Source organism: Chitinophaga cymbidii, from assembly GCF_007992715.1.
Lineage (GTDB): Bacteria > Bacteroidota > Bacteroidia > Chitinophagales > Chitinophagaceae > Chitinophaga > Chitinophaga cymbidii.
Genome location: NZ_BKAU01000001.1, coordinates 1,308,867 through 1,329,493, shown reverse-complemented (window position 1 = coordinate 1,329,493; position 20,627 = coordinate 1,308,867). Strand labels below are relative to the sequence as shown.

The window sequence follows — 20,627 nt, the reverse complement described above, 5'->3', positions numbered from 1 at the left end:
CATATCAAGCGGGAAATGAAAAACAGGACAGGTACCGGATAAAAATTAGGAATTTTTTTTCTTTTCGCGTCCTGCACAGGAAGGTGCAGGATGCATTTCCCCTGCATGGCCCTTATATTCCATCTATGAAAAGCGTCCTTGTTCTCCTCCTATCCCCGCTGCTATTCCCGTCACACGGCATCGCGCAGCTGCTGTCCTCTTCCGGCGCCGATACCTGGGTGGCTACCGACGGCGCAGGCCGCTCCCTGGTAACGGAAACGCAGCACGGCAACATCCGCCGCAACAGGTATGTGGGGATCTTTTACTTCATCTGGCACGGCGCGCATGGCTACGATCAGCACACCACCGTGGCACCGCCGGACGAAGGCGTGATGCCGAAACTGCCAACAGATACCGCCAGTCCATACGATAACAGCAAAATACTGGCCGCTCATCCACAGCATCCGCAATACGGCCCCCACCTGGCCTGGCATTACTGGGCCGAGCCTTACTTCGGCTACTATCTGCCGGACGATGAATGGATCATCCGGAAACACGCGCAGATGCTCTCCGACGCGGGCGTGGACGTGATCATACTGGATGTGACCAACGCATATATCTACCTGCCCCAGGTAAGCAAACTCGCTATCATTTACCAGGAGATGCGCCGGGAAGGAAAAAGCACGCCGTCGCTGGCTTTCATTGTGAACACTTCGCCGGAGAAAACGGTGCAGCGGTTGTACGACAGCCTCTACAAACCCCGGCGCTTCCAGGACCTCTGGTTCTACTGGAAAGGAAAACCCCTGCTGCTTTGTCCAAATGAAGCCGCTACGGCCGAAACCCGCGCTTTCTTCACCATCCGCCGGTCCTGGGCCTGGAGCAAAGACCAGGAGTGGTTCGGCGATGGAAAAGATAAATGGACCTGGGTGGACCATACCCCGCAGGCTTACGGCTGGCATGAATCGAAAGATAAACCGGAGCAGATCAGCGTGGCAATGGCGGAACATCCCGTGTTTAACATCGGCCGCAGCTTTCATGACGGAAAGCAGCCGGACGAACAGCGCTCCGCGGAAGGGCTGTACTTTGCCGAACAGTGGAAACGCGCGCTGGAAGTAGACCCTGAATTTGTATTTGTAACGGGATGGAATGAATGGATCGCCATGCGCTTTAACGGCAGCGGTCCAAAGGAATTTATCGGCAAACCGAGAAAAGCCGGCGAAACCTTCTTTGTGGATCTTTACAATGCGGAATACAGTCGGGATGCGGAACCGGTGAAAGGCGCTTTCCGCGACAATTACTACTACCAGCTGGTGAACAATATCCGGAAATTCAAAGGCGCCCGTTCGCTGCCGGTGGCGAAACAGGAGTATGTGGTCAGGATGGATGGGCGTTTTGCGGACTGGCAGCCGGTAATGCCGGTTTTTAAAGATGATGCGGGCGATACCTTTCACCGCAACCATCCCGGCTGGGGCCGGATCAAAGCGTACGTGAACAACACCGGCCGCAACGATATCGTCACGGCGAAGGTCGCTGCTGAAAAAGAATATATCTCGTTTTACGTCCGTACCGCGGAACCCCTGACGCAGCCGGATTCCAGCTGGATGCAGCTTTATATCGGCATAAAAGACAGCTGGCAGCCGCATTGGGAAGGCTTCCGTTTCCTGCTCGGCCGCAGCCGGCGGAAGGGAAAGGTTTCGCTGGAACGCTGCAAAGGAGGCTGGAGCTGGGAGCAGGTGGCGTACATACCTTACCGCACGCAGGCGAACGAATTGGAGCTGCGTATCCCCAAAAAGATGCTGGACATCACCGGCAGCGCTTTTACGCTGGATTTTAAATGGGTGGACAATGCGCCGGCGGACGGGGACCCGCTGCACTGGCTGGACAAAGGCGACGCGGCGCCCAACGCCCGGTTCCGCTACCGGTTCATCAAAGAATAACCCCGTTAAGAAATATCTTCCTCCAAAACGCTAAGAAAAACGCGGTATGCTGCTTTATATAACGGATGGTTCCGCCATCTTTTATCTAAAAAAACCAACAACTACATGAAACTGAGATGTTTGTTATTTGCAGCATTGGCTCCTGTGGCGGCTTTTGCCCAGAAATCCAGCTTCAGCATTACCGGGAAGCTCGGCACACTGGATAAGCCCGCTAAAGTTTATATCGATTATTCAGATGCAGCGGGACAGGGAAAGGAAGACTCTGTAGACGTAATAAACGGTGTGTTCAGGCTCACCGGTACCGTTGCCGGTTATACCACCGCCCGCATGTCGCTCGATCACGAAGGAAAGGGCAAGCCGTTTTCCATTTATTCGCCCGGCGCGGATGTGATCTATTTTTATTTCGGCCCGGAGCAGATCGAAATAACCTCCAAAGATTCTTTAAGCACCGCTACTTTCAGAGGCTCCAAAATATATGACGAGCACACCGCTTACAACAAAGCGATCGGCGGCTCTATCATGGCGCTGACCGCCCAATATCAGAAAGAATATGCGGAAGCATCGCCGGAAGACAAGAAAGACCCGGAGTTCATGGCAGCCCTCAATGCCAGGCAAACGGAATTGAGAAAGCAACGGGGCCTGAAACAGATCGAATTTGCAAAAGCAAATCCCAACTCCTTTTTTGCATTGGCAGCGCTGTCTGAAGTGGCCGGCACATATGCCGACATGACCACGGCCAAAACGCTGCTGGACGGCCTGAGCAAGGACCTTCGTCAAACTGACATGGCAAAGGAGCTGGAACAGCGCATCGCCGCCGAGCGCCTGACCGCCATCGGCAAGCCCGCGCCCGCCTTCACGCAGAACGACGTAAGCGGCAAGCCGCTTGCGCTGGCCGACCTCAAAGGCAAAGTAGTGCTCCTCGATTTCTGGGCCAGCTGGTGCAGCCCCTGCCGCGCCGAGAACCCCAACATGCTGAAACAATACAAGCTTTATAAGGACAAAGGTTTCGAGATATTATCCGTGTCGCTGGACTCAAAGAAAAATGACTGGGTCAAAGCGATCGAAGAAGACGGCCTGCCCTGGCTGCACGTATCCGACCTGAAAGGCTGGAACAATGCCGCCGGCCGCCTGTACGGCGTGAGAGGCGTACCAGCCTGTTACCTGATCGACAGGGATGGTAAGATCATTGCGGACAATGTGCGCGGCGAAAAGCTGAACACGAAGCTGGCCGAGATCTTCGGGAACTGATTTTTTCTCCTCTATTTCTAACACTAGGAAAGTCCCGGCCGATCTGTTGTCAGCCGGGCTTTTTACATCCTTCTTTTATATGCGGCTGCTTATTATTTGTTTCACTGTTATATCCCTCAGCGCGCAGGCCCAGCATCAATTGGAAGGCAATGTGCAGGAAGCCATTGCAAAAGCATACGCCGCCAGCGTGCGCATGTGGGGCTATGACACTGCCACTGACAAACAGATGAGCGCCCAGTTCAGCGCCGTGGTAGTAAGCCCCCGGGGCGATCTGCTCACCGCGGCGCACACGTCCACCCCGGGCAAAACGTACAAGGTAATGTTCCCGGACGGCAGGGAAGCCATTGCGCTGGCGCTTGGAAAAATAGAAATGGCGGACGATCCCATGGTGCCCGATGTGTCCATGATGAAGATCATCACACCCGGCGCCTGGCCGTATGCGGAAATGGGATATTCCGCTTCATTGAAGCCGGATCAGCCCTGTATCAGCATCGCCTACCCTGAATCGCTGAACCAGCCGCTGCCCGTCATTCGCTTTGGCCGCATTACCAGCACCGGCAACGACCGCGGTTTCCTGCAATCCACCTGCATCATGGAGCCCGGCGATTCCGGTGGCCCGCTGTTCGATCTCCTGGGCCGGGTGATCGGCATACACAGCGCGATCAATGTTCCGGAATCATTGAACTACGAAATACCGGTGGACCTTTACCGCAAATTCAGAACGGCGCTGGCCACCCCCAAAAAATACAACGCCCTGCCGCCCGTTACAGATACTGTGGGCAATGATCCGCTGTCCGCACAGCTGAAAATATATGAACAGCCCGCCGCCTCCAGCACTACCAAAGATGCCTGCCTGCTCATCACCAGCCAGCTGAATGGTAAAGAAGAAAAGATTTACGGAGCCTCGTTCGCCGGTGGTTACATCGTCAGCAAAAGCTCGATGACAGGCAGTGAGCCGCTCGTGCATGCCGGCAATAAAATGATCAAAGCCACCATCCTGCGCCGCGACCGGGAAAACGACCTGGTGCTTTTACAGGTGAAGAAAGGCGTCAGGGGAGGCATCAGGCTGCCGGAAGCGAAGCCGGACAGCCTGTCGTTTCAACAGCTTGGGAAATTCCTGGTAAGCCCGCGCCCCGATACCGCCAGCGCGATCAGCGTGGCGGGATCATTGCCCTTCAGCCTCCCGAAGATCAGCAGCACCGGCTTTCTGGGCGCCTCTGTAGCCTACAGGAGCGGCCCGCTGCTGCTCACCTTCGTGCGTAAGAACTCTCCGGCCGTCGCCAGCGGCCTGCGGGAAGGCGACGAGGTGATCAGCATCAACGGCGTTGCGCTCCTTAAACCGGAAGACTACGGCGCCGAGCTGCAAAAGTACTGGCCCGGCGATACGGTGGCCATTCAGCTGAAACGGCAAGACAGCAGCTATACCCGCAGGATCGTGCTAAGTGAAAAACCGCTCATAAAAGCCACACATCCCGCCGATATGTTCACCGGCGGCAAAAGTGCGCGGAGGGATGGTTTTGCGCGCGTCTTTGCGCATGATGCGGTATTGACGCCGGATCAATGTGGCGGGCCGGTGTTCGATGCCACGGGTGGCTTTCAGGGGATCAATATCGCGCGATACAGCCGGACGAGCACGATTGTGATTCCGGCGGATGTGGTGTGGGAGTTTATGCGGCGATCACTATAGGATCGCTATGAGATCACTGAAGGCAAGGTGGACTTGATGTGGTGATGATGCGGTTTTGATTTGCAGTTGAGGAATGCGGAGGATGATGTTTGCAGGGCATGGAGAATCCTTCCCGCAAGATCATTATTGCAGAAAGGATGGAGTTTTCTATGTTTTTTGAAGGTGTGGGTTGTAACGTTCAATGGATGTTCACCAAAATAATGCGCTCAGGCAGAGGAAGTTCTATTCTCTTTGGATAACATGCCGGGGATGATTGGCTTGCGACCGCTGCCCTTGCTGTGCCTGCTTTTGGGTTGATGCATCCAGTATTGCATGCAGCCGTTCTTGCAAAGCAGCCTGCTGCCCGTGTGAGGGCCTGTGAAAGACCTGTGCTGTTTCCGGCTCCTTTACGGCGATGATATCCGCCGCGAGGTACTTCCTGTTGTTGGAAGGAGCGTTTCCGTTCATGCCTCTTACCTGCAAGGTCACTACCAGCGTTCCTTTACCCGGTACATCCACATCCAGCGCCGCACCGGCGAAAGCTTCGCGTGTGTCGAGCGTGATCATGGCAGTATCTGTACGCACTACGCGGCGCTCCCCGAAGCTGATGCGGGCGGCGATCACTTTCACTTCAAACGCGGTGATACCTTTGAACTGCGGCAGTTCCTGCGCGGGAATATGCAATATGCCGTCTTCAGAGAGCGTGGGCTCGCTGTAGAAGAACCGGTCTGTTCCCGTACGCTGGTTAAACCGGAAGCCCGCCAGCGCAGCGTTGTCCTCCCTGCCGGCTTTGATCAGCAGCCTGTTCAGCCGGTTGATATGACTACCGTCGTAAGGAATATCCAGCGCATCAGCGAAAGCACTACGGACGAGCCGGCCTTTTTTGCTGGCTGCACCGAAGCGCAGGGCCGCGCGTTTGGTGGCAGCGGTCTGCCGGACGGAGGCCGGCATGCTGCGGAAGTAATGTTTACCATCACGGTAATAGCCGATCATATTGGCGGCTTTCCCGGTGAAGGTGAACAAAGATGTTTGCATTGCCATAAAGCGATTGTTTTGGTTATTGTAAATATAACACAAATACGGCAGGAAGGTTCCCTCGCAGGATGACGGATATTCAGGCAGGTATAGTATACCGGCAAATCGTACTTTGCAATCCCATAATTTTCTATTGAATGAAGCGCATACTGATCACAGGCATGTCCGGCACCGGTAAATCGACCGTCATCGGGGAACTGGCGGCCCGCGGCTATAAAGCGGTAGATCTGGATAGTGATGAATTCTCCGAATGGATGGCCATTACCGATCCTGATCCGGACGATTTTCCCGTAGAGCCTGACCGGGATTGGGTATGGCGGGAAGACCGCGTGCAGGAACTGTTATCCGCCGAAGACACGGATATATTATTCGTAAGCGGTACCGCGCAGAATATGGGAAAGTTTCTTCCGCTGTTTGACCATGTGATCCTGTTGAGCGCTCCACCGGCCATCATTACAGAACGGCTGGCTACCAGGACTAACAATCCGTACGGAAAAGACCCACAGGAGATGGCGCGTGTGCTCATCCTGATTGATACGATCGAGCCTTTGCTACGTAAGATAGCAACGCATGAGGTGGATACCAGTGTTCATATAAATGAAGTTGTAGCCGGCATATTAGGATTGTGCTTAAAGGGGTAGTATTTTACGCTTTATATTTTATTTAATGTATGTAAAACTAAAGTCAACCTTTTGAAATTCTAAAGGCAATCTTTCGTTCCGTTCGGTAAAAATCTATGGGCCGTTCCTTTTCATATTCTCTGGCAATAGAATGCCGTATTCGAGCCTATTTCAATCCTTATAACCGTATATCTATATGAAGACAGTAGTTAAACCAGAAAGAAAGTCCACTCAGGAATCGGGGACAGGTAGTGAGTTTTTAGTGTTAAGTCATCTCTATAGGATGAATATTAATGCGTTTTTGAGTTTTGGGAATACGAAGCAGATTGATATTATTATTAAGTCAAAGAATGGACTTGCTATTACAATCGATGTCAAATCTGTCAGGGATTATAGTTCCATTCCTGTTAATAATGTCAGAGTTGAACCCAACCATTACATCGTAGTAGTCATTTATAAAGGGAAGTTCCACGAAATATCATCGTTGCCCGATTTTTATATTATTCCGTCCAGCGATATAGAAGTATTGCAGCGAATCTTTAAAAAGGAAAAAAGATTAATGAAAGGAAAAATCGAGCAATATAAAGATCAGTGGGATTCTTTGCTGCGTTAATTACTTGAAATTTAAAGGGCTATATTTAATTGATCATCAATTAAATATAGCCCTTGTAGCCTCGCCTGGAATCGAACCAGGATCTGGAGCTTCGGAAACTCTTATACTATCCATTGTACTACGAGGCCAGCATTGCTCCGAAGGACTGCAAAGCTAACTTAATTTGGCAAATCCTGAAAGATTTTTATAAAGTACCGATATTACTTTTAAAGATTTTCACCGCAATGGCCAGCAGGATCACCCCGAAGAACTTCCGTACCACCATCAGGCCGGCCTTTCCCAGTATCCGCTCTATCCAGCTTAATGACCGCAACACGGTGTAAATAATGACCAGGTTCACCACGATCCCGGCCAGGATGTTATAATCCCCGAAATCGGCCTTTAACGACATAATGGTCGTCAGCGTACCGGACCCGGCGATCAGCGGGAACGCAATAGGCACCAGGCTCCCCGTTTTCGTATCATTATCGCTTTTGAAAAACTCTATGCCCAGGATCATTTCCAGGCCGATCACGAAGATCACGATGGAACCCGCCACGGCAAAGGATTGTACGTCTACGCTCATCAGCTTCAGAAAAGATTCCCCTACCAGCAGGAACAGCACCATCAGCACGCCCGAGGCCAACGTCGCTTTCAGCGCATTGATCTCGCCGATCTTCTCCCGTAAAGAGAGCAGAATGGGGATGGAACCAAGTATATCGATGACTGCAAAAAGGGTGAAGCCTACGGTAATGATCTGGTCGATACTGAACATATAACGTTTTTTTAGCAAAAGTAAAGGTATTCTTTTGCCCGGATTGATGGTTAGCTAAGCTAAAATATTTATTTTGTCCGGCATGCAGGAAGATATCATTATCCGGATCAGTCAGAAGATAAAAGAGCAGCGGAAGGCTAAAGGCATCACTGTACAGGAGCTTGCCAACAAGGCGGAGGTCAGCAAAGGGCTGATCTCACAGATCGAGAATTGCCGTACCGTGCCTTCCCTGCTGGTGCTCGTGAACATCATCCGCGCGCTGAACCAGGATATGAACGAATTCTTCAATGATATCGACCAGCATCAGCAGGCTTCCCGCATCATTGTGGTCCGCCAGGACCGTTATCAGCCCATAAAGGAAAATGCAAAAGGATACCGGTACCAGCGGGTGATTTCCCGTACGGTAAAGGGCTGTCCCATGGATGTGATGCTGGCAGACCTGAAGAAGGGCGCCCGGCGCAGCCAGATGGTCAAGGCCGATGCCTGGGAATATCAGTACGTGATCAAAGGCACCGTGGAGTACCAGGTGCACAACGAAGTGCATGTGCTCGAAGCGGGCGACTCCATCTTTTTTGACGGGCGGCTGGGGCACAAACCTTCCAACATAGGTGATGACGACGCCCGCATGCTGCTGATCTCTTTCTTTGAAGAAGCTTCCTAGATATTCACGGCCTTTACTTCCAGGCCGTTGCCGTTCAGGTGAAGATGCGCTACCCGCCCGTATTCCACGCGAAGGTCGTGCGACTCGCTGAGCGGTGTTTTCATGGCATAGGCGAGGATGGAGCGGATCACGCCGCCGTGGGTTACAATGGCCGTGTCCTGCCGCATGTGCTGCACGATCTCTTCAAAAGCCTTTACGCTCCGTTCGTACAACTGTGCATAGCTTTCGCCGTTGGGCATGGGATCATAACGGTAGTCCGTCATCCAGGTTTTGGGGGTGGTAATGGCGATGTCTTCCCATGTGCGCATTTCCCAGTCGCCAAAATTCACTTCCCGCAGGCGGTCGTCTTTACGGAAATCTTCTCCGAAAAGATAAGTGGCCAGTTTGCTGCATCGTTGCAGGGGGCTGGCATATACCGAAAATGCTTTGTTGGGCAGTAATTCCTTTACGCGGGCCGCTTCCGCGGGGAAAGTGTGAGCAAGGTCCAGGTCCGCAAATCCATAGCAGGTTCCATATTCAACGTCCGGCGTGGTATGCCGTATCAGGTAAATATCCATATTCGGATGCAAATATACCACACTTTTCGCAAGCAGGGGGCGGGGCGTGGACTCCCGCTATAAAAGTTGCGCTCCTGCCGCGGATGAACAGCAGGAGCGCAATGTTATACGGTTATTTACAGTTGAAAAGATATGCCCGTCTGCATATTGAAGCCCAGCACCGAATACCCCTTGATCTCCTCGTATTTCCTGTTATTGGTAATGTTGTTGGCGTTGATGAACAGACGCCCTTTGCCGGAGAAGCGGAATTCCGCGTACATGTCCCAGATCGTGTAGGCGGACAGCGGCGCGTTCACGGCGGTCATGGCGCCGGGGGCGTAGTAAATGTCATAGCGGGAGCCGGTGTGGCGGATGTTCGTACTGACGTATACGTTACGCACCAGCCGGTAGCCGATGTTCAGGCCGCCGGAGTGATTGGGGCGGCGTATGAGGTTGTTGTACGACGTGTCCTTGCCCGCCGTCTGCGTCGTCACTTCTCCGTCCACATAAGCATAGAACACTTTTACGGACAGCCCTTTGGCCGGTTGCAGCGCCAGTTCCACTTCGGCGCCCTGGTCGTTTTGCTGGTTGAAGTTGTGGTATTTATTGTTGATGTAGGCGATCACGTTCTTCATGTCGCGCTTGAAGCCCACTACCCGCAGGTCGATCTTTTCTTTCAGCAGGAAAGCCTGGAAACCGGCTTCGTAGCTGTTGGTTTCTTCCGGTTTCAGATCAGGATTGCCGTAGAAAGGGCTGAAGAGCGAGGTCAGCGTCGGGGCTTTGAAACCGGACGATACATTCACGAACAGCTTCAGCTTGTCGCTGATGAGATAAGAAGGGTTCAGCGTATAGGTGAAATTGTTGCCGAAGGTGGAATGCATGGTATAGCGGCCACCGGCTTCGAAGCTGAAGCCGTGCAGGTCTTTGATAAAGAGCGCTGCATAGGGGCTGGTGTTGTACTGGGAGCGGACGCCGTAGGGGGTGTCAAAGGCCGAGTCCAGCAGTTCGGCTTTGCGGTATTCCACGCCCACCAGCGCCTGCAGCCATTTGGTAACGTCGTAGTGGCCGTACAGCTCGCTGAAATAGGAACGGCCGTCCAGCGTCATGGCGCCCCATTCGGATTCATCGTCGCGCTGCACTTTCTGGTAGCCGAAGTTACCGTGAATGCGGCCTTTTCCGAGGTCGTACGTGGCGCGTACGCCGGTGTGGAGGAGGGAGGATTTGTTGTTGTTCACTAGCGCGTCCTGGTGCGGGCCCGCGTCGTATTTGCTTTTGTAATCGGTGAACATCATGAACGGTTGCAGCTTCAGCTGCTCCGTTGCCTGTATGCCGACGTTGGCGAGGAAGGAATTCTGCTTCAGCCCGTCCCGGTCAAATTCCGGATTCACGGCGTCTTCCGGTGGCGCGGCTTCGGAGATGCCGTCGGTATCGAAATGCGTGAAGCTGACGTTGTAATCCACATTGTCTTTTTGTCCGCGTAAGCCCAGCGTACCCTTAACGCTGCGGTTGCTGCCCCAGGTCAGGTTCCCGGAGGCATTTACAGGCTTGCCGCTGCCTTTTCTAAGGATGATGTTGATCACGCCGGCGATGGCGTCCGCACCGTAGAGGGTGGACTGCGTGCCGCGGAGCACCTCGATGCGTTCTACTTCATCGATCGGCATAAGGCGCAGGTCGATCGCGCTGCCGGTCAGTCCGGTGGCGTCCGCCACGGGGATGCCGTCGATCAGGATGGTGGTGTATTGCGCGGTGGCTCCCCGGAAATACAGCTCCTTGTTTTTACCGGGATTGGAGCCGGCGCCGTTGATCACGATGCCGGTCTGTTCGTTCAGCACGTCGGAAATGCTGCGGCCAACGTTACGTTCGATCTGTTCACGGGAAATGACCGTCATCACCTTGCCGGTTTCGCTTTGCTTTTTAGCGAATTTGGTGGCGGTGACCACTACGGTGTTCAGTTGGGACACGCGTGCGCTGTCCTGTGCATAGCCGGCCTGGCCAAGCGCCAGCAGGCTGAGAGAGAGCAATGAAAAGCTTTTCTTCTTCATGTAAGTTACAGGTTGAAAAAATGATTTCACGCAGGGGAGAATACTGAAAAGTATAGATGGCTGCCGTCGCAGCAAATACACCTCCGCTTTTCACCCGAAAGCGCGGATTGTTTGATGGCAACACGGCAGGTCTTCTGGCTTTCCCGCTTTCCGGACGACCTTCCCGCCTTGTAAAGGCAGTGGCTGGAGTATCCAGAAAACGTCCCGAAGCGCTTCGGGAGCGGGATTACAGCTACGGGGATAGCTCCGGACTTGAACCGGATTCCCTATTAATGCCTCAGGGGAGGCAACCGTTTACCGGCGGCAAACCTACGGATATTTTACGTAAATAAGCGTTAATGAGTATATTGTAGATCATGAGCATCAAACCTAAACTGGGCACGTTCGACCTCACCATGATCGTGGTGGGGCTGGTGATCGGCATGGGAATATTCAAAACGCCGGTGGACGTTGCGAAGGAAACCGGCTCCCCCGCGCTGTTCTATATGAGCTGGGTGCTGGGCGGGCTCGTCACGCTCTGCGGGGCGCTGACCTACGCCGAGATCGGTTCCCGCTACCCCGTGGCCGGCGGCTTTTACAAGGTGCTTTCTTACGGTTTTCATCCGGCCTATTCTTTTATGATCAACTGGACGCTCGTGATCTCCAACGCCGCTTCCATCGCGGCGGTGACGCTGGTCGGCGCCGAATACATCGGCCCCGTGCTGCTGCCGGAAACAATGCAGGGAGAGAGCGGACGTAAAATGATCGCTATCACGGCCGTCATCGTACTATACATCATTAACATGCTCGGCATCCGGCTAAGCGCCAGCTCGCAGAATGTGCTCACGGTTTTCAAGATCACGCTGGTATTGCTGCTGTGCTTTACGGCATTCAGCAACCAGGTGGCGCCGGCCATGGAAGTGCAGGCGGTGGAAAAACACAGCTGGTTCTATATTTTCGGGGCGGCGCTCGTGCCCGTGTTCTTCACCTACGGCGGTTACCAGCAAACGATCAACTTCGGGAGCGATGTGCGGGACCCCTCGCGCAGCACGCCACGTGCGATCTTTACAGGCATTTTCATCATCCTGTTGTTATACATCACCGTCAATTACGCATACGTAAAAGTGATCGGCTTCGAGCAGCTGAAAACCACTAACGCCCTCGCGGCCCGCATGGCTGCCGTGTTCTTCGGGGAGTACGGCTTCAAGGTCACCTCCGTGCTCCTGTTCCTCTCTGTGCTGGGGTACGCGAACGTGAACCTGCTGTCCAATCCCCGCATGTATTACGCCATGGCGGAAGACGGCGTGCTGCCCGCCATCTTCAAACGGGTGAACAGCAAAACGCAGGTGCAGGAAGTGGCGCTGACAGTGTTCACGCTGCTCACGGTGGGACTGCTGTATTTCCTCAGCAATTTCAGGAGCATCATACAGTACGTGATGCTTTTCGATACGATCGGCCTGGCTTCCGCAGCTGCCACTATTTTTGTGCTGCGCAGGAAAACCTGTCACCTGGACGGCACCGGCATCTACAAAATGAAACTCTACCCGGCAGTGCCGCTGTTCTTTATCGCCGTGTATCTTTTTGTGACGGTGAATATATTCATTACAGACTGGCGGCAGGCGATCAGCGGGATGGGGTGGTTTGTGGCGGGATTACCGATCTACCTGATCATGAAAAAAGTAAATAAGTGAATTTACGATATGGACCTTTCTTATATTATCAATGAACTGGGAGAAGACAGAGAGCAATATTTCAACGCCATTGCGCCGCCCATCGTGCAGAGCAGCAATTTTGCGTTTGATACCGTAGCGGGGATGCGGGAGCGGATGCTGGATGAATACCAGGGATTCCTTTATTCACGCGGCAACAACCCCACGATCGACATCCTGCGCCAGAAGCTGGCGGCGCTGGACGGCGCGGAAGATGCGCTGGTGTTCAGCAGCGGCGCCGCCGCGATCTTTGCCGCCGTGCTCTCGCAAGTGCAGCAGGGCGATCACATCATCAGCGTAAAAGAACCCTACAGCTGGGCGCGGCAGCTGTTCGAAAAGCTGTTGCCCCGTTTTGGCGTGACCACCACCTTTGTAGACGGAACAGATACCACCAATTTTGAAAAAGCCATACAATCCAATACCCGCCTCATCTACCTGGAATCCCCCAACTCCATGACCTTCGCCTTGCAGGATATTCCCGCCGTGGCCGCGCTGGCGCGCAGCAGGAACATCACCACGGTGATCGATAACAGTTACTGCACGCCGCTGTACCAGCAGCCGCACCTCCAGGGCATTGACCTGGTGCTGCAATCCGCCACGAAGTTCATCAGCGGCCACAGCGATACTATTGCCGGGGTGCTGACCGGCACGCGGGAAAAGATCAGGAAGATATTTATTTCCGAGTTCCTCAACATCGGCAGCGGCATTGCGCCTTTTTCCGCATGGCTGCTGCTGCGGGGATTGCGGACGCTGGAAATCCGCCTGCAGCGCAGCGCGGAGAGTACCCGGCAGGTAGTGTCCTGGCTGAAACAGCAGCCGCGCATACAACAGGTCTACTTTCCCCTCGACCCGGATTTCCCGCAATACGAACTGGCCAGCCGGCAGATGAAAGGCGCCGCCGGCCTGGTGACCATCCTCCTGAAAGCAGAAAGCCGCCAGCAAGTGGAAACGTTCTGCGATTCGCTGCAACATTTTCTGATGGCCGTATCCTGGGGCGGGCACGAATCACTGGCTTTCCCCGCCTGTGCTGCGTTGTCCGCTTCGGATTTTGATCCGCGGGAAGAAAAGCACCGGATGGTGCGGTTGTACATCGGGCTGGAAGATCCGGATTACCTGGTGAAAGACCTGGCGCAGGCGCTGGAGAAGATGGGCTGACAACAAAAATCCCGGCAACCATCGGCCACCGGGACGTTCATAAAAATATTATTCCTCATCACCCGGGCATCCGGCTGATATACTTGTCCATTTCCTTGATCTGCCCTACGATCTGTTCAGAAGTAGGCTTCTGGGCCTTGGCGCGGCGGAAATAATCTTTCGCTATTTTAAAATCCCTTCTGCTCATGGCAATGGAGCAAAGCGTGAGCAGCGCCGCAGCGGTATTTTCCTTGTCCGGCAAACCCAGGCGCACGGCCTTTTTCAGGTTCTGATCGGCCGTTTTAGTGTCGTTCTTCTGGTAGGCGATAGTGCCCAGCTGGAAGTACTGCATCCCTTCATATTCTTTCATCGGGCTGCCGGATTTGATGCTTTGCTTTACGGCCAGCTCTGCTTTGTCGAGGTCCTGGTTGTACATCGCCAGGTTGCTTTGCATGAAATAATATACGGAGCGGATGGGTTTGTAAAGCAGTTTCGGGAAGGAGATCTTGTTCATGATCGCCATGGCGGTCTCCACATCGCCCGCTTCCACCGCTTCCTGCACCAGGCGCATCGGCCCGAAGAGGAAGTGCGTCACAATACAAATAACGGCCAGCACCAGTACGATGGCCGCTTCCCACCAGCCAACGGAGAGGCCCAGCGCGATACCGCCCAGCAGAAGCACGATGCCCAGCGGAAGACGGTATCTGATAAATAAGTTAAATGCTTTCATAATTGAGTTAAACGAGGGGCAAAGATACAAAAAGGCCGGTTGGAATCACAACCGGCCTTTAAATGGATGAACAGGGGTATTTATTTCCGCGTGAACGAATACACGACGTAGGCCGTCTGTCCTTCCGCCGCGATCGGTGCGCGCCATATCATGCCGGAGTTGTCCGCCGCCGTCAGCTCTACCCTGTAACCGTCCGAGATGTTTTTTGCTTTCACGCCGTCCAGCAATTCCTTGAACTGCAGCATGATCACGCCGCCCTGGTTGAGGGTGGACCATACGATGTTCTGGGTGTAAGGGGAACAGCCTTCCGCGGAGGAAGTGGTGGTGAAAGATCCGTAGCTGTTGGACGGAAGGTTCCATTCACTGCCTTCCAGGCATTTGTAGGGGATGTTGGAAAAAACGGTGGTTACCCTCGCAGTCGCCGGCAAGCCTTCAAAGGTTACGCTGTTGAGCGTCCATTTGCCGGTAGCGCTTTTGCGCATGCTGCTGGCGGAAACGGCGCCCTGTTGCGATGCGCAAGCGCTCAGCAGCAGGGTTGCTGCTCCGAAAATTGTGAAAAGGCGGGTCATTTGCTTTATCATTTCCAGTTGTTTTGATAGCTTATAAACAAATTTCCGGCCAAAAGTGTTGGGTAAACCGGCATATGAACGGGTATTATTCCTTATTTTACAGAAAATAATAATGAGTAATCCATTTGCCTCACTAACAGCCCATGGCGGATACCTATGACCAGGAGAATGATCTGACAGGCTTCTGGAACGATGTGCTCCAGGGAGATACAAGAGCATATGCGCGTATCCACGGCCATTTGCATCCGGTGCTGTACCGGTATGCGCTTGCCATGCTCGGGGACGGTGAGCTGGCGGAAGATGCCGTACAGGAAGTATTCATCCGCATCTGGTACAAAAAGGAACAGATCGGAGCGCTGAACAGCATCCGGGCTTATTTCTTTACCGCCATCCGCCGGCAGGCGCTCAACCAGCTCCGCGGCCTCCGCAATCTCCACATCCTGCCGGCAAAAGAACCGGATATCGAGTTTTCCCCGGAAGACATCCTCATTGAACAGGAAGACCAGCAGGAAAAAAAGACCCGCATCAGCCAGTACCTGAACCAGCTGCCCCGCCGCCAGCGGGAAGTGATCTACCTGCGGTTTTATGAAGAATTGTCCTATGCCGAAATAGCGGACATCATGCAGGTCAATTACCAGTCCGTCATCAACCTGGCCCATAAAGCCATCAGCCAGCTACGGTCTTTAATGGGGCATATCCCTTTATGGTGGCTCATCCTCGCACATCTGCGGTAGCCGCGCACCCGTTCTTTTTCATTTTTCATCCGCCTGTTTTCGCCCATGCTTCCCCGTTCTCAAAAAAAATCCGCTCAAAAAAGAGTATCCCGCCCCATATCCCGGTGTCTTTTAAGAAATCGTTGTTATGGAAGATCAGTCCGCACCGCAGGAATCAGGCAGCTCGCCCATCCGCTTCCGGCGTAAGCATGTACCGGAAGAGCAGACGGCAGCAAGCTGGCAGCGTATTGAATCACGGATCGCCGGGAAAAGGACCGGCGCGGTGACACGCCGTATCCTGCGCATAGCGGCGGCCGCGGTGGCATTGCCTCTCCTGGCCTGGGCTTCCTATAATATATATTGCCACCTGGTAGACAGCGGCATGAAAGAATATCACACCGCCTATGGCGAGATACGGCAGGTGATGCTTCCGGACAGCTCCATCGTTTACCTGAACGCCAACTCCACGTTACGCATTCCCGCGGAATGGAAAACCGAAGAAAGCCGCACTGTGTGGCTGGAAGGGGAAGCATATTTCGAGATCACGAAGAAACCCGGAGCAGGCAATGCACAGTTTATTGTGCATACGGACAAGATCGATGTGGCCGTGCTGGGCACGAAGTTCAATGTGAACATGCTCGGCAGCCGCACCACCGTATCGCTGAAAGAAGGAAAGGTGCAGCTGACCGCCCGGGAGGAGATCGCCGATGGCAGGAAAGTATACATGATGAAACCGGGAGATGAAGTGCTGGTGGAGAAAGACCGCGCGCAGATCAGGGAAGCCGTGAATACGGACCTTATCGCGGACTGGCGGAATCACCGCTATCATTTCGATAATACGTCGATGGAGGAAATATCTTCCCTGATCCTGTCGAAATTCGGTTACGAAGTAGTGATCAAAGATCCGGAGATATTGCAGCGGCGGATCAGCGGGGACCTCTATGCGGAAGATATATCACAGCTTTCATGGGCTTTGTCCGTCACCATGAACATACATATTGAAAAGAAAGATCAGCAGCTACTGTTCTCGCTGAAAGAATAGCAGTATATCAAGTACCAAAATTACGATCGGGGTTTCCACGAAACAGCTTCCATGGAAGGCTGAAGGCCCTTGTCATATCTGAACCAGAATCAAATTTGTTTTACCCATTTAAACAATTCCATATTATGAATGCTAAACTTGTGTTGCGAAGCGCATTGCTGGTTGCGGTATCCGTAGCAACGTCCTCCGGCGCCTATGCGGGCGCCCGCCAGGACCTCGCAGCTGCCCGTAAGCCAGGTCTCCAATGGCAGCAGCCTTCTTCCGGGAAGGAAAGGCAAAAGACCCTGCTGCAATTACTCAAAGAAATTCATAAAGAGTATAAGATCGACCTGCTTTATGAAGCAAAAAAGCTCCCCAATGTAAAAGTCGCTTTCTCTCCTGCGTCTTATGGCGACGATGTGGAAGAAATGCTGAAAGCATTGCTGACGCCCCACGGCCTGCAGGCGCAATCCGTACAACCCAATACCTGGGCCATCGTGCCACTGACAGAGGGCAGCGGCCAGCGCCCAAAGCCCTCCGGCCCCGCAAGGCAGGAAGGTAACGTAGACGTACAAACGAATGCATCCACCCTCCTGAAACTGAATGGCGCCTCCGCCATGATGATCACCGGCGTGGCGCAGGATACCGTGCGCCGCATCAAGGTCACCGGGCGGCTGACAGACGGCGAAAATGGCGTGCCCCTGCCCGGTGTGGCGGTACAGGTGAAAGGGGAAATGCGGGGCACCCAGACGGACGGAGATGGCTACTACACGCTGGAAACGAGCGCGGGAAAAACGCTGGTGTTCAACCTGCTCGGGTATGAATCGAAAGAAATACTGGTGACTTCCAGCACGAAAGTGGACATCATGCTGGACGTGAGCAACCGCGCCCTCAACGAAGTAGTGGTGGTAGGCTACGGCAGCCAGCGCAAAAGCCTGGTGACCGGCGCCATCTCTTCCGTGAAGGCGGCGGACATTGCTACCGTGTCTTCCAGTCGGGTTGAACAGGCGCTGCAGGGCCGCACGGCCGGCGTTACCGTACTGCCGGTGTCCGGCTCCCCCGGCAGCGGCATGCGTGTGCGCATCCGCGGTACGGGCTCCAACGGCGCTTCCGATCCGTTGTATATCATTGATGGTATGCGCGCCGGCGGCATGGAATATCTGGACCCCTCGGAGATCGCGTCCGTGGAAGTGTTGAAAGACGCTGCCTCGGCGGCCATCTACGGTGCGGAAGGCGCCAACGGCGTGGTGATCATCACTACCAAGTCCGGCTTCAAGGACGGCGCCACCCGCGTGGAATACAGCATGCAGTACGGCCGGCAATCCATTCATAACCCCATGAAAATGATGAACGCGGAGCAATACACGCAATACCTCACGGAAGCCAATACGCCCGGCGCGATCCCTGATCCCGCGGAGTGGACGGGCAAGCAGGGCACCATGTGGCTGGACGAGATCACGCAGAACGCCCCGCTGCAGCGCCACGCCCTCACCGTGAGCGGCGGCACGGAAAAATCTTCCTACCTCATTGGCGGCACCATGTTCCGGCAGGACGGTGTGATCGGTGGCGACAGGGCCCGCTTCGACCGTTATACCGTGCGCATCAATACGGACCACAAGGTGAAGCCCTGGCTCAATGTCGGCAACCGCCTGTCATACGCCTACTTCAAAAGAAAAGGCGTAACGGAAGATTCCGAATTCGGTTCCGTGATCAACAACGCCATCCTGATGGACCCGCTGATGCCCACCGTTTACACCGGCGCGCTGAGCACCCGCGCGCAGAACGCGCTGAACAGCGGACATACCCTCGTGCAAGACCCCAACGGCCGCTATTATGGCGTGTCCGACTACGTGTTCGGCGAAGCCGGCAACCCGCTGGCGCAAATGGCCATCACCAACAATTTCACCGCGCAGCACAAAGTAGTCGGCAACGTATTCGCAGAAATTGAACCGTTGAAAGGACTGAAAGTAACCTCCCGCTTTGGCCTGGATGCCGCATTCCAGCGCAATCACGGCTGGAACCCCACTTTCTGGTTCTCCGCGGAAAGAATGAACACCGTGCCCAGCACTTTCGATAAAAACGAGAACTGGTACAATTGGCAATGGGAGAACTTCGCGACCTACAACCGCAAGATCAACCAGCACGATATCACCGTAATGGCGGGCATGAGCTCCCTGCGCAGGGGATACGACCGCCTGGAAGGCACCGCCAGCGGCATGTTCCGCGAAGACGACTTCTTCAGCTACCCGGATTTTCTGCCCGATGACCAGGACCGCATTGCCGGCCTTCAGACCTCCACGTCTATGGTATCTTATTATGGCCGTATCCAGTACGACTACAAAGGGAAGTACCTGCTGAACGCCACCATCCGCAGAGACGGATCATCCCTGCTGCCGCCGGAAAATACCTGGGGCACTTTCCCCTCCGTGTCCGCCGGATGGGTGGCTTCCAATGAAGCGTTCTTCCCCATAATCCCGCTGAACTACCTGAAAGTGCGCGCCAGCTGGGGCAGGAACGGCAGCATCGCCAACATCGGCATCGGCGACTGGAAATCGCTCATCACCACGCAGGGCATTGCTTTCCCGGATGCGGAAGGCAACTTCCAGGTGGGAGCGGAGCCTTTCGGGCTGGAAAATCCTTTCCTGAAATGGGAGGCCAGCGAGCAGCTGGACTTCGGGGCGGACATGGGCTTCTTCGACAACCGCCTCAGCTTCACTGTGGATTATTATAACAAGACCACCCGCGGCCTGCTCACGCCGGGTTCTGTGCCCAGCTTCGTGGGCAACGTGCTGCGCATCGTCAACGGCGGCGATGTGAGAAACAAGGGATGGGAATTCGAGCTGTCCTATCGCAACGACAGCAAGCACGCATTCACCTGGGAGATCGGCGGCAACCTCACCACGATCAATAATGAAGTGACGCGGCTGAACGAATTCGTGGACCGCATCCCCGGTTCCAACGTAGGCACCGGATGGGGCGCTTCCTGGTTTGAAAAAGGATATCCTATCTGGTATTTCCGCGGATATCAAACCGCCGGCATCTTTCAGAACGCCAAGCAGGTGCAGGATTATCTGGCGAACATCAGCATGACCGTAGATCCAAAGCCCGGTGATCCGGTTATCGTGGATGTAGATGGCGATGGTGTGATCTCCAACAGCGATCATACTTATATCGGTAGTCCGCATCCCGATTTCATCTTCGGCGGCCGGCTGAACCTTGCCTTCAAAGGTTTTGACCTGCTGGTGTTTGTACAGGGGCAGGTAGGGAATGATGTGTTGATGGGTTTCAACCGGGTAGACCGTCCCACTGGCAACCGTCCCGAGTTTTTTTATAAAGACAGATGGACGGGCGAAGGCAGCACCAATTCCTGGTTTGCCGCCAACACCGGCAGTGAGTTCGTGTACAATTCGGACATGATGCTGTTCGACGGTTCCTACACCCGCATCCGCCAGCTGCAAATTGGATACACCCTTCCGGAAGGCCTGCTGCAACGCGCGAAGATCCACAATGCCAGGATATATGGTTCGCTGGACAATTTCTTTACGTTCACAAAATACAAAGGCATGGACCCCGAAGCCGGCAGCAACAATAACAACAGCCTGGGTATTGACAGGGGCGTGTATCCCATTCCCCGCGCGGCGGTGGTCGGCCTGACATTCAGTTTTTAACCTGCAATTTGAA

The 20,627-nt window shown here is 54.2% G+C and carries 17 protein-coding genes, 1 tRNA gene and 1 riboswitch; of the genes, 11 read left to right on the top strand and 7 right to left on the bottom strand.

Translation table 11 applies throughout. The features are described 5' to 3' along the window. The first annotated feature begins 125 nt into the window (after nucleotides 1-125). From CCY01nite_RS05185 to CCY01nite_RS05175, 3 genes are all read left to right on the top strand, one after another. Entirely contained in the window at nucleotides 126-1,916 is a 1,791-nt protein-coding gene (locus tag CCY01nite_RS05185; RefSeq protein WP_146858444.1) for a glycoside hydrolase family 71/99 protein, read from the top strand. A gap of 105 nt (nucleotides 1,917-2,021) precedes the next feature. After that, on the top strand, nucleotides 2,022-3,164 hold the full coding sequence (locus tag CCY01nite_RS05180; protein WP_146858442.1) for a TlpA disulfide reductase family protein: 1,143 nt from the start codon (nucleotides 2,022-2,024) through the stop codon (nucleotides 3,162-3,164). A gap of 79 nt (nucleotides 3,165-3,243) precedes the next feature. Further along, nucleotides 3,244-4,851 carry a trypsin-like peptidase domain-containing protein gene (locus tag CCY01nite_RS05175; RefSeq protein ID WP_146858440.1) on the top strand — a complete coding sequence of 536 codons (1,608 nt, stop codon included), beginning with the start codon at nucleotides 3,244-3,246 and terminating at the stop codon, nucleotides 4,849-4,851. A gap of 222 nt (nucleotides 4,852-5,073) precedes the next feature. Here CCY01nite_RS05175 and CCY01nite_RS05170 read toward each other — a convergent pair whose 3' ends face one another. Then, complete coding sequence (locus CCY01nite_RS05170; protein ID WP_186830917.1) at nucleotides 5,074-5,871, bottom strand: hypothetical protein; 798 nt, start codon at nucleotides 5,869-5,871, stop codon at nucleotides 5,074-5,076. Between the two features lie 131 nt (nucleotides 5,872-6,002). On the opposite strand from CCY01nite_RS05170, the gene CCY01nite_RS05165 reads away from it, so the two are divergent. Next, nucleotides 6,003-6,506: an ATP-binding protein gene (locus CCY01nite_RS05165; protein ID WP_146858437.1), complete on the top strand. Its 504-nt coding sequence runs from the start codon at nucleotides 6,003-6,005 to the stop codon at nucleotides 6,504-6,506. Nucleotides 6,507-6,681: 175 nt separating this feature from the next. Continuing rightward, nucleotides 6,682-7,098: a hypothetical protein gene (locus CCY01nite_RS05160; protein ID WP_146858435.1), complete on the top strand. Its 417-nt coding sequence runs from the start codon at nucleotides 6,682-6,684 to the stop codon at nucleotides 7,096-7,098. Between the two features lie 56 nt (nucleotides 7,099-7,154). On the opposite strand, the gene CCY01nite_RS05155 is transcribed toward CCY01nite_RS05160, so the two are convergent. Next, nucleotides 7,155-7,226, bottom strand: a tRNA-Arg gene (locus CCY01nite_RS05155). A 56-nt stretch (nucleotides 7,227-7,282) separates the two neighbouring features. Next, entirely contained in the window at nucleotides 7,283-7,852 is a 570-nt protein-coding gene (locus CCY01nite_RS05150) for a MarC family protein (RefSeq protein ID WP_146858433.1), read from the bottom strand. Between the two features lie 82 nt (nucleotides 7,853-7,934). Here CCY01nite_RS05150 and CCY01nite_RS05145 point away from each other — a divergent pair, with 82 nt between their 5' ends. After that, nucleotides 7,935-8,513, top strand: coding sequence for a helix-turn-helix domain-containing protein (locus CCY01nite_RS05145; protein ID WP_146858431.1), 579 nt, complete (start codon nucleotides 7,935-7,937; stop codon nucleotides 8,511-8,513). Here CCY01nite_RS05145 and cobC read toward each other — a convergent pair. Next, a complete protein-coding gene (gene cobC / locus CCY01nite_RS05140) occupies nucleotides 8,510-9,070 on the bottom strand; it encodes an alpha-ribazole phosphatase (RefSeq protein ID WP_146858429.1) in 561 nt (186 codons plus the stop codon). The two genes, CCY01nite_RS05145 and cobC, sit on opposite strands and share 4 nt — an antisense overlap. 116 nt (nucleotides 9,071-9,186) lie before the next feature. After that, nucleotides 9,187-11,091: a TonB-dependent receptor plug domain-containing protein gene (locus CCY01nite_RS05135; protein ID WP_146858428.1), complete on the bottom strand. Its 1,905-nt coding sequence runs from the start codon at nucleotides 11,089-11,091 to the stop codon at nucleotides 9,187-9,189. 107 nt (nucleotides 11,092-11,198) lie between these two features. Then, nucleotides 11,199-11,401, bottom strand: a riboswitch (cobalamin riboswitch). A 46-nt stretch (nucleotides 11,402-11,447) separates the two neighbouring features. Here CCY01nite_RS05135 and CCY01nite_RS05130 point away from each other — a divergent pair. Both CCY01nite_RS05130 and CCY01nite_RS05125 read left to right on the top strand, forming a co-directional pair. Then, the gene (locus CCY01nite_RS05130) at nucleotides 11,448-12,761 is read left to right on the top strand and encodes an APC family permease (protein ID WP_146858426.1); all 1,314 of its coding nucleotides are present in this window, start codon (nucleotides 11,448-11,450) and stop codon (nucleotides 12,759-12,761) included. A 9-nt stretch (nucleotides 12,762-12,770) separates the two neighbouring features. Further along, nucleotides 12,771-13,934 (top strand): trans-sulfuration enzyme family protein, encoded by a 1,164-nt coding sequence (locus CCY01nite_RS05125; protein WP_146858424.1) that lies wholly within the window; start codon nucleotides 12,771-12,773, stop codon nucleotides 13,932-13,934. Between the two features lie 58 nt (nucleotides 13,935-13,992). Here the strand turns inward: CCY01nite_RS05125 and CCY01nite_RS05120 are convergent, their stop codons facing one another. After that, nucleotides 13,993-14,643 (bottom strand): tetratricopeptide repeat protein, encoded by a 651-nt coding sequence (locus tag CCY01nite_RS05120; RefSeq protein WP_146858422.1) that lies wholly within the window; start codon nucleotides 14,641-14,643, stop codon nucleotides 13,993-13,995. 80 nt (nucleotides 14,644-14,723) lie between these two features. Then, entirely contained in the window at nucleotides 14,724-15,224 is a 501-nt protein-coding gene (locus tag CCY01nite_RS05115; RefSeq protein ID WP_146858420.1) for a hypothetical protein, read from the bottom strand. A gap of 131 nt (nucleotides 15,225-15,355) precedes the next feature. Between CCY01nite_RS05115 and CCY01nite_RS05110 the strand changes: the two genes are divergently transcribed. The 3 genes from CCY01nite_RS05110 to CCY01nite_RS05100 all read left to right on the top strand — a co-directional run bounded on the left by CCY01nite_RS05110 (nucleotide 15,356) and on the right by CCY01nite_RS05100 (nucleotide 20,614). Next, nucleotides 15,356-15,946: an RNA polymerase sigma factor gene (locus tag CCY01nite_RS05110; RefSeq protein WP_146858418.1), complete on the top strand. Its 591-nt coding sequence runs from the start codon at nucleotides 15,356-15,358 to the stop codon at nucleotides 15,944-15,946. A 127-nt stretch (nucleotides 15,947-16,073) separates the two neighbouring features. Next, complete coding sequence (locus tag CCY01nite_RS05105; protein WP_146858416.1) at nucleotides 16,074-16,967, top strand: FecR family protein; 894 nt, start codon at nucleotides 16,074-16,076, stop codon at nucleotides 16,965-16,967. Nucleotides 16,968-17,092: 125 nt separating this feature from the next. Further along, a complete protein-coding gene (locus tag CCY01nite_RS05100; RefSeq protein WP_222614310.1) occupies nucleotides 17,093-20,614 on the top strand; it encodes a SusC/RagA family TonB-linked outer membrane protein in 3,522 nt (1,173 codons plus the stop codon). Nucleotides 20,615-20,627 lie beyond the last annotated feature (13 nt).

Coding starts and splice junctions, on each gene's coding strand:
- CCY01nite_RS05185 (WP_146858444.1), top strand. CDS start 126: ATGAAAAGCGTCCTTGTTCTCCTCCTATCCCCGCTGCTATTCCCGTCA.
- CCY01nite_RS05180 (WP_146858442.1), top strand. CDS start 2,022: ATGAAACTGAGATGTTTGTTATTTGCAGCATTGGCTCCTGTGGCGGCT.
- CCY01nite_RS05175 (WP_146858440.1), top strand. CDS start 3,244: ATGCGGCTGCTTATTATTTGTTTCACTGTTATATCCCTCAGCGCGCAG.
- CCY01nite_RS05170 (WP_186830917.1), bottom strand. CDS start 5,871: ATGGCAATGCAAACATCTTTGTTCACCTTCACCGGGAAAGCCGCCAAT.
- CCY01nite_RS05165 (WP_146858437.1), top strand. CDS start 6,003: ATGAAGCGCATACTGATCACAGGCATGTCCGGCACCGGTAAATCGACC.
- CCY01nite_RS05160 (WP_146858435.1), top strand. CDS start 6,682: ATGAAGACAGTAGTTAAACCAGAAAGAAAGTCCACTCAGGAATCGGGG.
- CCY01nite_RS05150 (WP_146858433.1), bottom strand. CDS start 7,852: ATGTTCAGTATCGACCAGATCATTACCGTAGGCTTCACCCTTTTTGCA.
- CCY01nite_RS05145 (WP_146858431.1), top strand. CDS start 7,935: ATGCAGGAAGATATCATTATCCGGATCAGTCAGAAGATAAAAGAGCAG.
- cobC (WP_146858429.1), bottom strand. CDS start 9,070: ATGGATATTTACCTGATACGGCATACCACGCCGGACGTTGAATATGGA.
- CCY01nite_RS05135 (WP_146858428.1), bottom strand. CDS start 11,091: ATGAAGAAGAAAAGCTTTTCATTGCTCTCTCTCAGCCTGCTGGCGCTT.
- CCY01nite_RS05130 (WP_146858426.1), top strand. CDS start 11,448: ATGAGCATCAAACCTAAACTGGGCACGTTCGACCTCACCATGATCGTG.
- CCY01nite_RS05125 (WP_146858424.1), top strand. CDS start 12,771: ATGGACCTTTCTTATATTATCAATGAACTGGGAGAAGACAGAGAGCAA.
- CCY01nite_RS05120 (WP_146858422.1), bottom strand. CDS start 14,643: ATGAAAGCATTTAACTTATTTATCAGATACCGTCTTCCGCTGGGCATC.
- CCY01nite_RS05115 (WP_146858420.1), bottom strand. CDS start 15,224: ATGATAAAGCAAATGACCCGCCTTTTCACAATTTTCGGAGCAGCAACC.
- CCY01nite_RS05110 (WP_146858418.1), top strand. CDS start 15,356: ATGGCGGATACCTATGACCAGGAGAATGATCTGACAGGCTTCTGGAAC.
- CCY01nite_RS05105 (WP_146858416.1), top strand. CDS start 16,074: ATGGAAGATCAGTCCGCACCGCAGGAATCAGGCAGCTCGCCCATCCGC.
- CCY01nite_RS05100 (WP_222614310.1), top strand. CDS start 17,093: ATGAATGCTAAACTTGTGTTGCGAAGCGCATTGCTGGTTGCGGTATCC.